Here is a 14,633-nt window from a genome sequence, read left to right on the forward strand (position 1 = left end):
GGACGACTACTTAGAGAGCGACGACGTTCTCCGCCTGGGGGCCCTTGGCGCCGGCGACGATGTCGAACTCGACGCGCTGGTTCTCCTCCAGGTTGCGGAAGCCGTTGCCCGCGATGGCGCTGTAGTGGACGAACGCGTCGCCACTGCCGTCGTCGGGGGCGATGAAGCCGAAGCCCTTTTCGCCGTTGAACCACTTCACGGTGCCCTGAGCCATGCTGTCTCCTTCGGTGACTCTGCTCGGACGCGCACGGTGCAGCGTCCGATCGTTGTCGCGAGCCGTTCCCCGAAAAAGAAAACGCCCGCCGGCCAACAACTCCGCGGGCGATACACGAACACCATCAACTGCGAAATCACGACTAACAACTCCTTGAAAGCTACCACGCGTCCCACGGCCGCGCCAGCGTCGCGCACGTGTCCCCCGTCACTCCCGGTCGGCGGGCCCGGTGCGGGATCATGGGGCGCGGTGCCGGATCGGCACCGCGAGGACGAGGAAGAGGTGAGGACGACGGACGTCCAGCGGTTGGCCGCGCGGGTCCGCGCGGCGTGCCTGGGGCCCGCGGGGGCCGAGGCCGTGCGGCGGCAGATCGACGCGATCGCGCGCGTCCTCGCGGAGCACGCCGACGCGTTCGGCTACGACCCCGGGGCGCTCTCCCCCGAGCAGGCCGACGCCCTGCAGGACGCCTACCTGTCCGAACGGGACCTGCCCGTGGTCGAGGCCGACGACATCCGCGACATCCACGAGGCCCACGAGCCGGACGCGATCCCGCACAACAGCGACATCGCGGTGCTGGCCGTGGACCCGCACGACTGGACCGGCTACACCGTCACGAGCGCGGGCGAGGCCGAGCGCCAGGGCATGGCGGTCCTCTACACGGCGGCGCGCCTGGCCGAGCGCCTGTCGGGCGCCGATCTGACCGACGACCTGGCCGAGGACATCGCCTGGGAGGTCACCAGCGAGGTCTCCCCCGCCTGAACCCCGGCGCGCGCGTCCGGCGCGCGGCCTCGGGGCCCGGCAGCGGGGAGATCGGGCACCGCTCCCGAGGGGTTCGGCCGAACGGGCCGCACGCCCAGGGTCACCGGGAGAGAATGACCCATGACCCTTCGTGGTATCCGTCGTCCGACCTCCCACCGTGGGGCCGCCCGGTGGGGTGCGGGGGTGCGGCGCCCGTGACCTCCCGCGACGCCCTTCCCCGCGGCCCACGCCCACCGGCCGAGAGCGCGGCCGGGCCCCCGCCCCGCGACCGGCGGCACGGCGGCGCCGGGTCCGCCGCCCCCGCCGCGCTGCGCGACCGCGCCGAGGCCCTGTACCGCCACCTGCGCGACGCCGAGCGGCGCGCCCGCGCCGACGGCCGCCTGATCGACCTGCGCGCCGCACCCGGTTCGGCGGCCGGTGCCGTCCTGCTGCCGCTGCGGGCCGAGCCGCTGTTCAGCGGCGCCGCGGACACCCTCGCGGTGCCGGGCGCCGCGGCGCGGCCGCTCCGCTCCCCCGGCGGGGACGGCGCGGTGCTGCGTTACGGCTACCCGCTCGTCGTGCTGCCCGGCGCCCCGGACGGCGCCGCGCCGCGCGCGGTCCCGCTGTTCACGGTGGACGTCGCGGCGGTGCCCGGCGGCCCCGGCCTGCGGCTGCGGGCCACCGGCCCGCCCGGGGTATCGCCGGCCCTGCTGGAGGCGGTCGGCGTCGACCGCGCCGACGACCGCGCCGCGCTGCTCCGGGTGCCCCGGTCGGCCGGGGGCGGCTCCGGGCGCCCCGCCGCGATCGCCGACCTGGCGGGCACGGCGCGGGCGCTGCTCGACCGGCTCGACGTCGGCCGGGTGCACGACATCGACCCGGAGCGGCTCTCGACCGCGCCCATGGGCGACCGGCCGCTCGCCGGGGCGCACAACACCGCCGTCCTGCTGCGCGTCGACGCCGGACCCGGCTGCGCGGTCCCCGACGACCTCGACCCCGCGCACCCCGACGGCCCGCGCCTGGAGGAGGTGGCCGGGACGGCGCTGGCGGCACTGCTCGGCGCGGACGACCCGCAGCCGGCCGCGCCCGTGGTCCCGGTCGCGGCGGGCGCGGTGGCGGAGTCCCACCACGCGGTCCTGCGGTCGGTGCTGCGCCACCGGCTCACGGTGGCGGCGGCCCCGCCGGGCACGGGCGCCGACGGCCTGGTCGGGGCCGTCCTGCGGACCGCCGCCGCAGCGGGCCGCAGCGTCCTGCTGGTCTGCGGCGACGAACGGGTCCTCGACCGGGCGGCCCGGCAGGCGGCGGCCGCGCCCGCGCTCCCCCTGATCCGGGTCTGCGGCGGCGCCCGGCACCGGGCCGACGAGGCCCGCGTCCTGGCGGCCCTGCTGCGCCGCGCCCCCGCCGACCCCGCCGCCCCGGGCGCCCACCGGTCCACCGCGCACGACACCTGGGCGGCGGTGCGCGGGGCGTGGCGGGCGCTGGACACCGCCGCGTCGGCCGGCCGCGACCTCGCCCGGCTGGCCGGTGAGCGGCGCCGCATGGCCGGCCTCGGCTGGGACGCCGACGCCCTGTTCGGCCCCGGCGACCCGGCGGTGTGGCTGCGGCGGCTCGACCGCGCCCTGGCCGGCGGGCTCGGCGGCGCGTCGCACCGCGCGGCCGTCCGCCGCGAACTGGGGGTCGACCCGTCCCCGTGGAACCTGGACCGGCTGCGGTGGCTGGCCGCCGTCGAGACCGAGTGGCGGGTGGCCCTCGACCGCGCGGACCGCACCGGGCCGCCGGAGCGGTCGACCGCCGGCCTCGCGACCGCCCTCGCGGCCCACCGCCGCGCCGCCGCCGAGCACCTGGCGACCGCCGTCGACGCGCGGGCCGCCCTCGGCCGCACGGCCGTGGCCCGCCGCCTGGAGAGCCTGAACTGGCACCGCGACGCCGCCGCGCCGGGGGTCGGCCCGCTGCTGACGGCGGTCCCCGCGTGGGCGGCCACGCCGGCGTCGGCGCGCGGGCTGCCCGCGTCGGCGGCCCGGTTCGACCTCGTTGTGGTGGCCGCCGCCGACCGGCTGCCGGCGGCCGACCTGCCGCCCCTGCTGTACCGGGGCGCGCGGGCGCTGGTCGTCGGCGACCCCGCCGCGCCCGCACCGCCGGAGCCCCCGGCCGCGCGGTGGCCGCAGGGGCTCGACCCCCTCCGGTCGGCCGCCTCGGCCTATGGGGCGGCGGAGGCGGCGGTCGGGGCCACCGGGCGCCGGCCCGTCTGGCTCGACGAGCACGACCGCTGCCACCCGGCCGTCGCCCGGCCGGCGGCCCGCCACCTCTACGGCGGCCGGGTGGCGGTGCGCAGCGACCCCGCCGAGCGCCCCGACCCCCTGGCGGCCGGGCCGGGCTCCCGCGGCGGCGGCACGGGTCCGGACGGCGGCGCGGCGCGGATCGCGCCGTGGCAGCACGTGGCGGGGGTGTGCGAACCCGTTCTGGGCGGGTCGTGCCGCAACCGGGCCGAGGCGGCGGCCGCCGCCGACCTCGTGCGCCGGCTCGACGCCCTGCTGCCCGAAGGGGTGCGGGTGGGCGTCCACACCCCGTTCCAGCCGCAGGCGGCGCTGCTGCGCCGGCTGCTGGCGGGGCGGCCGCCCCGGCGCGCGGTCCGCGTGGGCGGGACGGCGCCGTTCGCCGACGACGTCGAGGACGCGGTGGACGTCATGGTGCTCTCCCCCGCGTGCGCGGGCGACGACCCGCCGCACCGGGTGCTCGCGGCGGCCCGGGCCGCCGCGAGCTGGGCCGTGCCGCTCACCCGGACCCTGGCGCGGCTCATCGTCGTGGGCGACCGCGGCCTCTGGGGCGGCGACGACGGCGTCCTCGGCGACCTGTGCCGGGCCGCCGGGCAGGAGGCGGTGGCACCCCCGCCCGGCGCGGCGGCCGCCGCCCTGGCGGCCGCGCTGCGGGAGCGGGGCGCGGCGGTGGCGGTCGGCCCCGAGTACCAGGGCGTGCCCGCCGACCTGGCCGTGCACGGGCCGCGCGGCACGGTGCTCGTGCTGGTCGACCGGGCGCCCACCGGGGCGGCGCTGCGCCGCCTGCTCGACCACCGCGCCCTGGTGGCCCGGGTGTCGGGGCTGCCCGCCGTGCGCGTGCCCGCCTGGCGCTGCCTGCACGACCCCGCCGGGACGGCCGCCGGGATCGCGGCGGACGTCGGGTGAGGGCCCGGCGGCGCGGGTCAGGCGCGGGGGGCGACCGCCTGGCCGGCACCGTCGACGGGGGCGGCCGGGGCCGCGGCGGCGGGGGCCGCCGGCGCCACCGGGGCGGGCGCCGCCGGGTGGGCCGGGCGGGCCAGCATGCGGTCGATCAGCGCGAGCGCGATGGCCGAGACCACGAAGGTCAGGTGCAGCACGGTCTGCCACAGCATCGTCTGCACGTCGGTGCGCGACGCCTCGATGAACGTCTTCAGCAGGTGGATGGAGGAGATGCCGATGATCGCCGTCGCCAGCTTCACCTTGAGGATGTTGGCGTTGACGTGGTCGAGCCACTCCGGCTGGTCGGGGTGGTCGTCCAGGTTGATGCGCGACACGAACGTCTCGTAGCCGCCGACGATGACCATGATCAGCAGGTTGGCCACCATCACGACGTCGACCAGGCCGAGGATGATCAGCATGATCGAGGTCTCGTCGACGTGGCCCGCCGCGACCTCCGCGATGAGGTGCCACAGCTCCTGCATGAACAGCCAGACGTACACCCCCTGCGCGACGATGAGCCCCAGGTAGAGGGGGACCTGCAGCCAGCGGCTGAGGAACATCAGGTAGCCCAGGCTCAGGCGGCCGGTGGCCATCGAGGGGGCGGGGGGCATCTCGGTCATCGCGGTGTTCTTATCTCACTGGGGGTGGAAACGGATGGTCGGCGAACAACTCTAAGGTGCTCCCGGCCTCCCTCCCCCGTCGCGCCGGTGCCGCGGCCGGGCCACCGCGCACGTCCGGGTAGAGTGCATCGGCCACCGCCGCCACGAGGAGGACCGCCGTGCCCGAGGGCCACACGCTGCACCGGCTCGCCGCGCACTTCACGAAGCACTACGGCGGCGCCCGGGTGCGCGTCACCAGCCCGCAGGGGCGGTTCGCCGACGGGGCGCGCCGCATCGACGGCCGCACCCTCCTCGGCGCCGAGGCGCACGGCAAGCAGCTCTTCTGCGCCTTCGACTCCGGCGAATGGCTCCGCGTCCACCTGGGCCTGTACGGCGCCTGGACGTTCGGCGACGCCGACGGCGAACGCCACCTGGGCGCGCCGCGCGCGGCCGGCGGCGAGCGCCGCGAACTCGCCCGCGACGCCGAGGGCTTCGTCGCCCCGCCCCCGCCGGTGGGCCAGGTGCGGGTGCGCATCGCGTCGGCGTCGGGCTGGGCCGACCTGCGCGGCCCCTCGGCGTGCGAGGTGGTGTCGGAGGAGGAGAAGCTGGCGGTGCAGGCCCGGCTGGGGCCCGACCCGCTGCGCGGCGACGCCGACCCGGAACGGGCGCGGCGGGTGGTCGCCGCGTCGCGCACCTCGATCGCCGCGCTGCTGATGCGCCAGGACGTGGTGGCCGGAATCGGCAACATCTACCGGGCGGAGTCGCTGTTCCGCGCGGGTATCGACCCCTACCGGCCGGGCCGCGCGGTCACCCGCGCCGAGTGGGACGCGCTGTGGGCCGACCTGGCGGGGCTGCTGCGCGACGGCGTCCGCGACGGCCAGATCGTCACCACCCGGCCCGAGCACCGCGCCGACCCGGACGCGTACCCGGTCGCCCGCCCCGACACGCTCTACGTCTGCTACCGCACGGGCGAGCCGTGCCGCGTGTGCGGCACGCCGGTGGCGCAGGCCGCGCTGGCGGCCCGCACCCTGTACTGGTGCCCCACCTGCCAGGCGGCGTAGCGGCCCCGTGATCGAGGGGGCCGCCGCGCCGCGCGGGGCGTACGCCGGGTCAGCCGGTGACCGGGTACTCCCGGGCGATCTCGACGTCGTTCTCGCGCTCGAACTCGGCGACCAGGGCGTCGGCCTCGGCCTGGGTGTCGGCGCGCTCCAGGTCCTCGGCGGTGGCCGCGAGCTCCTCGACCTTGCGCTCGGTGCCGTCGCGCTCCAGCGCCTCGGCGGTGGTGGCGCTCGACGCGCCGAACTGGCGGACGGCGGTGTAGTACAGGTCGGCGGCGCCGTTGCACAGCCAGTTGCCGCCGCACTCTCCGTACATGTCGTCGCGGAAGTTGTCGTCGATGGAGAGCCGCGCGGCCTCGGTGAACCGCGACTGGAGCTTGTAGTTGCGGTAGCCGAAGTCGTGCCGCTTGCAGCTGGGGTCGAAGTCGAACCCGAGCGGCTGGTCGGGCGACCAGCTGCAGGAGTCGCTGCTCCAGTCGAGCTGGTCGGCGTTGGGCGCGGCGTCGCGGGTGGAGATGAACCGCGACAGCGAGTAGTCGTAGAGGTACTGGTCGGTGACGCGCCGCAGCTCCTCGGGGGTGAGCGCGGCGTTGGCCACGCCGGCCCCGGTGAGGGAGATGAGGGCGGCCGCGGCGACGGCGATGGCGGACCGTCCGATACGTCGAGCGGGGAAACGCATGCGGGGGTGTTCCTTCCGTCCAGCGGGGTGTGACTCCTGAGTAATAAAGGAGGCGGCCCGGTGAAGGGAAGGCGGACGCGGCGAATGGCGGGTGATGTTCCTGTAGCCACCCGGATACGGTGCGGTCATGGCCGGGCCGTATCCGGGTGGCCGGGCGTCAGCGCCCCTGGAGGGCGTCGAGCGCGACGGACATGGCGATGACGAGGCGCCGGTCGACGTAGGGGCTGGGGATGTCGACGGTGTAGCGGTCGCGGAACCCCCACTTCTTGTCCACGCTGAACACGGTCTCGCCGTTGGCGGTGAAGTCAAAGTGGAAGGGGATGATCTGGGCGGCCTCGATGAACCGGCGGATGATCGCCAGCGCGGCGTTGCGCTCCTGGCCGACCATGGGCGGGTGGTTGGGCTGCTCCAGGTGCCAGGTGCTGCGCAGCAGGGACTGCTTGAAGTCCTTGCGGAACAGGCCGATGGGCTGGCCCGAGGCGTCGAAGATGTCGTAGGTGGCGCCCAGGTCGATGGCCTGGCGGGCCTTGAAGCCGAGCACCGGGTACTGCTTGGTGTCGTCGGTGTAGAGGGTGACCTGCTCCTTGAAGGCCAGGCGCTTCTGCTGCGCGAAGGCGAGCAGTTCCCCCTCGCTGCCGTCCGGCTGGACCGCGCGCACCTCGTACTGGTTGACCATCATCCGGACCCGCTGGCGGACGGAGAGCCGGGTGAGCGACTGGAGCTGGTTCATCGGTGTGGACCTTCTGTGGTGGGACGGGGAGGTGGGGGGTCGGCGGGGGCACGGACCGCCGACCAGTACAGACGCCACCGGTACCGCACCGGTTCCCGGCGCCGTGGTCACGCTTCGGCGACGGCCGGCACCGGCGCCCGGCGGTCGGGATGGTAGAAGTCGGGCTGTGAGCATACCGACGATGCAGCATCTGCTGGCCGACTTCGCCGACCGGCGCGACTGGGGCCGCTTCCACACCCCGAAGAACCTGGCCATGGCCCTGGCGGGCGAGGCCGGGGAGTTGGCGGCGGAGTTCCAGTGGCTCGACCCGGAGGAGTCGGCGCGGGTGATGGCCGACCCCGCGAAGGCCGCCGCGGTCCGCCTGGAGATGGCCGACGTGCTGAGCTACCTGCTGCGCCTGGCCGACGTGCTCGACGTCGACCTGGAGGCGGCGCTGCGCGAGAAGGTCGCGATCAACGAGACCCGGTTCCCCGCTGACGGGTGACCGGCACGGCGCCGGCGGTGCTCAGGGGTCGAGGGTGCGCAGGGCCAGCCAGAGCTCGGCCCGGTAGTCGGGGTCGTCGAGGTCGCCCGGCAGCAGCTCGCGGATGCGGGTGATCCGGTAGCGCAGGGTGTGCCGGTGCACGCCCAGCGCCTCGGCCGCGGCGTCCCAGCGGCCCGCGGCGGCCAGGTAGGCGCGCAGCGACGCGGTGAGGTCGTCGCCCGACCGGTGCCCGGTGAGCGGGGCGAGCAGGTCGCGGGCGAGCCGGGCGCCGTCGGGGGTGTCGACCAGGCCGAGGAAGCCGCCGGGCAGGTCGGCCGCCCGCACCAGCGGCGCGCCGCCCCGCACGGCGGCGTCGAGCGCGCGCAGCGCCTGGGCGCGGGCGGCGGGCAGCGCGGCGTAGGTCCCGGGGTCGGCGGCGCCGACCGGCGCGCCGGTGACCCGGGCCAGGACCGCGCCGGGGTCGGCGGCGGCCGGGCCGAGCACGGCCGCGCGGCCGTCGAGGTCGGCGGTGAGGCAGGGGTCGAGGTCGGGGTCGTGCGGCGGCCCCCCGGCGGGGGCCGCGGCGACGGCCAGGACGACGGGTTCGGGCGGCAGGGTCGCGCGCAGCGGGGCCGCCGCCGGCCGGCCGAGGTCGACGGCGCCGTCGAGGAGCGCGGCGAGCAGTCCGCCGCGCAGCCCGTCGGAGCGGCCGGGCGCGGTGCGCTCCAGCTCCAGGGACAGCAGCGAGATCGCGGCGTTGACGAGGGTGCGGTCGTCGGAGCCGAGCCGGTGCCCGGCGCCGACGGCCAGGACGCCGCGGGTGCGCCCGCCCGCGCCGAGCGGCTGCAGGGACGCCGCCGCGCCGTCCGCGCTCACCGAGGCTCCGACGCGGCGCTGGGACGCGCGCAGCCGGCGCACCTCGTCGGCGAGGGCGCCGGCGCGCGGCGCCGCGTCGGCGGGCGCGGCGTGCCGCAGCGCCCCGTCGGCGGAGAACAGCAGCGCCCAGCCGCCGAGTTCGGCGGCGAGCCGGTCGACCACCGGGCCGGCGCCGCTGAGCGCGGCCCGCGTGAGCCGCCGCTGGGCGGCGAACGCCCGGGTCAGCCCCTCGTACTCCTCGCGGGCGAGCAGCCGGGAGACCTCCTTGCCGACCGCGATGAACGGGGTGGCGCGGGGCACTTCGAGGAGCGGCAGGCCGGCCGCCTCGGCCGCGGCGACGAGCGGGTCGGGCACGTCGTCGTGGGCGACGCCGCTGCCGAACCCGAGGCCGGTGACGCCGCGCCGGACGAGCGCGCCGACGTAGTCGCGGACGGCGGCGGCGCCCTGGTCGGGACTCCACCGCATGCCGGTGGTGAGGACGAGTTCGCCGCCCTCCAGGTAGGGGGTGGGGTCGGTGAGCTCGCTGACGGCGACCCAGCGCACCGGCCGGTCGAGGGCGTCGTGGCCGGTGAGCAGGCGCAGGCGCAGGCGGGGCGTCCGCAGGACGGCACCGAGGCTGGGGGGCACGCGCCCGCCTCCTCTCCCCCACCGGAATGGCCAATGAACTGGTCCGATCTTATCCACGGCGGCGATGGGGGCGTGGTCCCCGCGCCCATAGGGTCGAGCCCGATCACCGTGCAGAGCGTGGAGAGGAAGGACAGGCCGATGGCAACGACCGAGGTCCCGCAGGAGCGCCGGATCGTCACCGAGATCCCCGGACCGAAGTCGCGGGAGCTCCAGCGGCGCCGGCTCGCGGCCGTCGCCCAGGGCGTGGGCAGCACGCTCCCGGTCTACGTCCACCGCGCGGGCGGGGGCATCGTGGAGGACGTCGACGGCAACGCCCTGATCGACTTCGGCGCGGGCATCGCCGTGACCAACGTCGGCAACGCGGCACCGCGCGTGGTGGCCGCCGCCGCGGAGCAGCTCGGCCGCTTCACCCACACGTGCTTCATGGTCAACCCCTACGAGGGGTACGTGGAGGTGTGCGAGGCGCTGAACCGGATCACCCCCGGCGACCACGAGAAGCGCTCGATCCTGCTGAACAGCGGCGCGGAGGCCGTGGAGAACGCGGTCAAGATCGCGCGCAGCGCCACCGGGCGCTCGGCGGTCGTGGTGTTCGACCACGCCTACCACGGCCGGACCAACCTGACGATGGCCCTGACGGCGAAGAACATGCCGTACAAGCAGGGGTTCGGCCCGTTCGCCGGCGAGGTCTACCGGATGCCGATGGCGTACCCGTTCCGCTGGCCGACCGGCCCCGAGAACTGCGGTCCCGAGGCGGCCGCCCAGGTCGTGGAGCAGGTCACCAAGCAGATCGGCGCGCACAACGTCGCGGCGTTCGTGATCGAGCCGATCCAGGGCGAGGGCGGGTTCATCGAGCCGGGCGCCGGGTTCCTGCCGGCGATCGCGGAGTTCTGCCGCGAGAACGGCATCGTGTTCGTCGCCGACGAGGTGCAGACCGGGTTCGCCCGCACGGGCGACATGTTCGCGTGCGAGCACGAGGGCGTGGTGCCGGACCTGATCACGACGGCCAAGGGCATCGCGGGCGGCCTGCCGCTGGCGGCCGTCACCGGCCGGGCCGAGCTGATGGACGCGGTGCACGCGGGCGGCCTGGGCGGCACCTACGGGGGCAACCCGGCGGCGTGCGCGGCGGCGCTCGCCGCGCTGGAGGCCATCGAGGAGGACCGCCTGGTCGAGCGGGCGCGCGAGATCGGCGCCACGCTGCTGTCCCGGTTGCGCGCCCTGGCCGCCGAGTACGACGTCATCGGGGACGTGCGCGGCCGCGGGGCGATGGTGGCGGTGGAGCTGGTGGCGGGCGGCGGCGACCGCACGCCCAACACCGAGGCGCTGGCCGAGGTGGTCCGCCACTGCCACGCGCAGGGCCTGGTGCTGCTCACCGCGGGCACCTACGGCAACGTGATCCGGCTGCTGCCGCCGCTGGTGATCGGGGACGACCTGCTCGACGAGGGGCTGCGCATCCTGGAGGAGGCGTTCGCCCGGCTCTAGGCGGGTGGACGCGTGCGCGGCCGGCGGGGGGCTCCCCGTCGGCCGCGCGGCGTTTGGGGCCGGGTTCGGCGTGTCGGCGCCGATATCCCCCGTTGCGTGGACCGAAGCCCCGCACCGGCGGGGGTGTACCGCATCACCCGCCGAACCGACAAAAGCGACATGTCACCTAACTCGCCACGGAAACAGCGGACATATTCCCATTGGCGCTACTGAGAGTTATTCTATCTAAGCTCACAGTCACAAAAATCGGCCTGACCTATTCCCGAGCCAGACTCACTCTGGTTGAATAAGAGTCGATCACTATAGGCCCGCCAGACTGTCCTAAACCACGGGGGGAGCAGGGACGTTGAGCGGTCTGAGCATGATGTGCGCCTCCGGCGCAGCCAATGCGGACGCAGATGACGGATACCTCTACGATTCAGGGTCACTCAGTACCGCGCAGATCATGGGGGACGCCTGCGCGGTCTGCCACGTGAAGTGGCCGCGGCCCCGCCACCCGATCGGCCTGCTGGCCGACGGCGGCGAGGTCTACGGGTGCGACGACTGCGCGGGTATCGCCGCGTCGCACGCGGCCCGCACGCTGGAGCACGCGCTCGTGGCGCACTGACCACAGGCGTGCGCCGGTTCGGCGGCACACCCGCCGGCGGCGGAGAGGGCGCTCCGGGTCCAGGGGGAGAGAGGACCCGGAGCGCCTTCGTGACGCACCCGCTTCCGTGGGGGGAGGAGGGGAATTGAGCGCGTCGTCCAGCATGGTCCACGACGCCCGCGCGGCGCGGCCTCGCGGCCCCGCCGTGGGCGAGCGGCACCCACGATACTCCTTGTAGCCGCCGCCCGACCGGCAGTAGCGCAGATCCGCCCCTCCCGCGCCCGCGGTCAGCCGTTCACGGGGAACCCCAGGTCGACGCCGCCGGCCCGCACCGCCCCGGCGCGCCGGTCGACGGCCGCCCCCCGCGGGTCGGGCCAGCGCGCGGTGACCGCCTTGGTGCGCGTGTAGAAGTGCACGCCCTCGGTGCCGTGCACGTGGGAGTCGCCGAACAGCGACTGCTTCCACCCGCCGAACGAGTAGTAGGCCATGGGCACCGGGATCGGCACGTTGACGCCCACCATGCCCGCCTCCACCTCGTTGCGGAAGCGGCGCGCGGCGGCGCCGTCGCCGGTGAACACCGCCGCCCCATTGCCGTAGGGGTTGGCGTTGATCAGCTCCAGGCCCGCGTCGAAGCCGGGGACGCGCAGCAGGCCGAGCACCGGTCCGAAGATCTCGTCGCGGTAGCACGCCATGGCGGGGGTGACCCGGTCGAGCACGGACGGCCCGAGCCAGAAGCCGCCGGGCGCGCCGTCCGGAACGGGGTGGTCGCGGCCGTCCACGGCGAGCACCGCCCCCTCGCGCACCCCGGAGTCGAGGTACCCGGCCACCCGGTCGCGGTGCTCGCGGGTCACGAGCGGGCCCATCTCGCTGCGGTCGTCGTCGCCCGGGCCGACGCGCAGCCGCGCCACGCGCGCCCGGATGCGCTCGACCAGGTCGTCGGCGACCGAGTCGACCGCCACGACGGCCGAGACCGCCATGCACCGCTCCCCCGCCGAGCCGAACCCGGCCGAGACCGCGGCGTCGGCGGCGAGGTCGAGGTCGGCGTCGGGCAGCACGAGCATGTGGTTCTTGGCCCCGCCGAGCGCCTGCACCCGCTTGCCGGCGGCCGCGGCGGCGGCGTAGACCCGGCGGGCGATCGGGGTGGAGCCGACGAAGCTGACCGCGCGCACCCGGTCGTCGGCGAGCAGAGCGTCGACGGCGGCGCGGTCGCCGTGCAGGACGTTGAACACGCCGTCGGGCAGGCCGGCCTCGGCCCACAGCTCGGCGATGCGGACCGACGCCGAGGGGTCCTTCTCGCTGGGTTTGAGCACGAACGTGTTGCCGCAGGCGATCGCCACCGGGAACATCCACATCGGCACCATCGCCGGGAAGTTGAACGGGGTGATCCCGGCGACCGCGCCCAGCGGCTGGAGCACCGAGTAGGCGTCGACCCCCGAGGAGACGTTCTCCGAGAACCCGCCCTTGAGCAGGTGCGGGATGCCGCAGGCGAACTCCACGACCTCCAGCCCGCGCGCCACCTCGCCCGCCGCGTCGGCGACGACCTTGCCGTGCTCGGCGCTGATCAGCCGGGCCAGTTCCCCGCTGTGGGCGTGCACGAGTTCGCGGAACCGGAACAGCACCGCCGCCCGCCGCGACAGCGAGGTGTCGCGCCAGGCGGGGAACGCGGCGTGCGCGGCGGCCACGGCGGCCGCCGCCTCCTCGGGGCCGGCGAGGTCGACGGTGCCGGTGACCCGGCCGGTGGCGGGGTCGTGGATGTCGCCGCGGCGGTCGGCGGCGCCGGGGTGGGGCCGGCCGCCGATCCAGTGGGTGACGTGCGTGCTCATGGAGGTCCTCACTCGCGGGGGGCGGCGGGCGCCGCCGGGCGGACGGGGGTCAGGCGGTCGCGGCGGCGTCGACCTCCGTGACCGCGTCGACGAGGATGTCGCGCCCCTCGCGGGCGTCGGCCCCGGTCACGACCATGGGCGGCGCCATGCGCAGGACGTTGCCGCGCAGCCCGCCCTTGCCGATGAGCAGGCCGCGGCGGCGGGCGGCCTCCTGGACGGCGGCGGCGAGCGCCGGGGAGGGGGCGCCGGTGGCCGGGTCGGCCATCTCGACGGCGAACATCAGGCCGGTGCCGCGGACGGCGGCGACGCTGGGCAGCGCGGTCAGCGGGCGCAGGCCGTCGAGGACGACGGGGCCCAGCGCGGCGGCGTTGGCCTGGAGGTCGTGGTCGAGGACGTAGTCGAGGGTGGCGTTGGCGGCCGCCATGGCGACGGGGTTGCCGCCGAAGGTGGACACGCCGTTGGCGGTGAGGCCGTCCATCAGGTCGCCGCGGGCGACGACCCCGCCCACCGCGAACCCGTTGCCCAGGCCCTTGGCGAAGGTGATGGCGTCGGGGACGACCCCGTGGGCGCCGATCCCCCAGAACGACGCGCCGGTGCGGCCCCACCCGGTCTGCACCTCGTCGGCGATGAACAGGATGCCCTCCTCGTCCAGCACCTCCTTGTACGCGGCGAGCAGGCCGGGCGGCGGGGTGGCGAACCCGCCGACGCCCTGGACGGGCTCGGCGATGAGGCAGGCGAGGTCGGGGGCCGCCGCGGTGGCGAGGACGTCGCGCAGGTCGGCGACGCACGCCTCGATGTAGGCGGCGTCGTCCATGGCGCGGAAGGCGGGGGCGTCGCGGTCGGTGCCGTGCAGGTAGTGCACGTTGAGCGGCGACAGCGAGGAGTTCTTCCAGGAGCGGTTGCCGGTGACGGCGATGGTGCCGAAGGAGCGGCCGTGGTAGCTGTTGCGCAGCGCGAGCACCTGGTCGGAGCCGCGGGCGCGGGTGGCCAGCAGCAGGGCGGTCTCGTTGGCCTCGGTGCCGGAGTTGGTGAAGAAGACCTTGGCGTCGGGGATGCCGGAGAGGCGGGCGATCTTCTCGGCGAGTTCGACCTGCCCGCGCAGCAGGTACAGGGTCGAGGTGTGCACCACCCCGGTGGCGAGCTGGCGTTCGACGGCCTCGCGGACCTCGGCCACGTCGTAGCCGAGCATGTTGGTGACGATGCCGGCGAAGAAGTCGAGGTAGGTGCGGCCGTCGGCGCCGGTGACGCGGACGCCCTTGCCCCCGGTGATCTCCAGGGGCTCGTCGTAGTAGAGGGACAGCCACGAGGGCATGACAGCGCGGTGGCGGGCGAGGAGTTCCGACATGGCTTCAGTGTCGTGGCGCGGGCCGCCGACCGCCAGCGTCACACTGTCGATGACCGCATACGGGTGTTGACAGAGTGTCAATGGGGGCGGTCCGGACGAGCGCGCCGAGGCCCACGCCCGGCCCGCGCCGCGGCGTCGCAGCAGGGTCCCGGGGCGACCGGCGGCGCGCTCCCGGGGAGCCGCCCCAGCACTCTGTAAAGATCCGCC

Annotated in this window: 13 protein-coding genes; 6 read left to right on the top strand and 7 right to left on the bottom strand. The window is 76.0% G+C overall.

Annotation, left to right across the window (positions count from 1 at the left end):
• Positions 1-10 precede the first annotated feature (10 nt).
• The gene (locus tag NT8_RS05485; protein ID WP_067964926.1) at positions 11-214 is read right to left on the bottom strand and encodes a cold-shock protein; all 204 of its coding nucleotides are present in this window, start codon (positions 212-214) and stop codon (positions 11-13) included.
• A 249-nt stretch (positions 215-463) separates the two neighbouring features.
• On the opposite strand from NT8_RS05485, the gene NT8_RS05490 reads away from it, so the two are divergent.
• Complete coding sequence (locus tag NT8_RS05490) at positions 464-973, top strand: hypothetical protein (protein ID WP_245646039.1); 510 nt, start codon at positions 464-466, stop codon at positions 971-973.
• A gap of 194 nt (positions 974-1,167) precedes the next feature.
• Positions 1,168-4,128: a hypothetical protein gene (locus NT8_RS05495; protein WP_067964930.1), complete on the top strand. Its 2,961-nt coding sequence runs from the start codon at positions 1,168-1,170 to the stop codon at positions 4,126-4,128.
• A gap of 17 nt (positions 4,129-4,145) precedes the next feature.
• Here the strand turns inward: NT8_RS05495 and NT8_RS05500 are convergent, their stop codons facing one another.
• Positions 4,146-4,781: a TIGR00645 family protein gene (locus NT8_RS05500; RefSeq protein WP_157515547.1), complete on the bottom strand. Its 636-nt coding sequence runs from the start codon at positions 4,779-4,781 to the stop codon at positions 4,146-4,148.
• A gap of 158 nt (positions 4,782-4,939) precedes the next feature.
• On the opposite strand from NT8_RS05500, the gene NT8_RS05505 reads away from it, so the two are divergent.
• Positions 4,940-5,821, top strand: a complete 882-nt coding sequence (locus NT8_RS05505) for an Fpg/Nei family DNA glycosylase (RefSeq protein WP_067964933.1) — start codon at positions 4,940-4,942, stop codon at positions 5,819-5,821.
• Between the two features lie 49 nt (positions 5,822-5,870).
• On the opposite strand, the gene NT8_RS05510 is transcribed toward NT8_RS05505, so the two are convergent.
• Complete coding sequence (locus tag NT8_RS05510) at positions 5,871-6,497, bottom strand: phospholipase (protein WP_067964935.1); 627 nt, start codon at positions 6,495-6,497, stop codon at positions 5,871-5,873.
• Between the two features lie 157 nt (positions 6,498-6,654).
• Positions 6,655-7,227 carry an LURP-one-related/scramblase family protein gene (locus NT8_RS05515; protein ID WP_067964938.1) on the bottom strand — a complete coding sequence of 191 codons (573 nt, stop codon included), beginning with the start codon at positions 7,225-7,227 and terminating at the stop codon, positions 6,655-6,657.
• Positions 7,228-7,408: 181 nt separating this feature from the next.
• On the opposite strand from NT8_RS05515, the gene NT8_RS05520 reads away from it, so the two are divergent.
• Positions 7,409-7,711 (top strand): nucleotide pyrophosphohydrolase, encoded by a 303-nt coding sequence (locus NT8_RS05520; protein WP_174549526.1) that lies wholly within the window; start codon positions 7,409-7,411, stop codon positions 7,709-7,711.
• 21 nt (positions 7,712-7,732) lie between these two features.
• Here NT8_RS05520 and NT8_RS05525 read toward each other — a convergent pair whose 3' ends face one another.
• Entirely contained in the window at positions 7,733-9,193 is a 1,461-nt protein-coding gene (locus tag NT8_RS05525; RefSeq protein ID WP_067964943.1) for a PucR family transcriptional regulator, read from the bottom strand.
• Positions 9,194-9,331: 138 nt separating this feature from the next.
• Here NT8_RS05525 and gabT point away from each other — a divergent pair, with 138 nt between their 5' ends.
• Both gabT and NT8_RS05535 read left to right on the top strand, forming a co-directional pair.
• Positions 9,332-10,672: a 4-aminobutyrate--2-oxoglutarate transaminase gene (gene gabT / locus NT8_RS05530; protein WP_067964945.1), complete on the top strand. Its 1,341-nt coding sequence runs from the start codon at positions 9,332-9,334 to the stop codon at positions 10,670-10,672.
• A 445-nt stretch (positions 10,673-11,117) separates the two neighbouring features.
• A complete protein-coding gene (locus NT8_RS05535) occupies positions 11,118-11,279 on the top strand; it encodes a hypothetical protein (protein WP_394326567.1) in 162 nt (53 codons plus the stop codon).
• 266 nt (positions 11,280-11,545) lie between these two features.
• Here NT8_RS05535 and NT8_RS05540 read toward each other — a convergent pair whose 3' ends face one another.
• Both NT8_RS05540 and NT8_RS05545 read right to left on the bottom strand, forming a co-directional pair.
• A complete protein-coding gene (locus tag NT8_RS05540) occupies positions 11,546-13,081 on the bottom strand; it encodes a CoA-acylating methylmalonate-semialdehyde dehydrogenase (protein ID WP_067964946.1) in 1,536 nt (511 codons plus the stop codon).
• Positions 13,082-13,130: 49 nt separating this feature from the next.
• The gene (locus NT8_RS05545; protein ID WP_067964991.1) at positions 13,131-14,426 is read right to left on the bottom strand and encodes an aspartate aminotransferase family protein; all 1,296 of its coding nucleotides are present in this window, start codon (positions 14,424-14,426) and stop codon (positions 13,131-13,133) included.
• Between the last annotated feature and the right edge of the window lie 207 nt (positions 14,427-14,633).

Origin of the sequence: Nocardiopsis trehalosi NBRC 14201 (assembly GCF_001552555.1) — a bacterium.
Taxonomy (GTDB): Bacteria; Actinomycetota; Actinomycetes; order Streptosporangiales; family Streptosporangiaceae; genus Nocardiopsis_B; species Nocardiopsis_B trehalosi.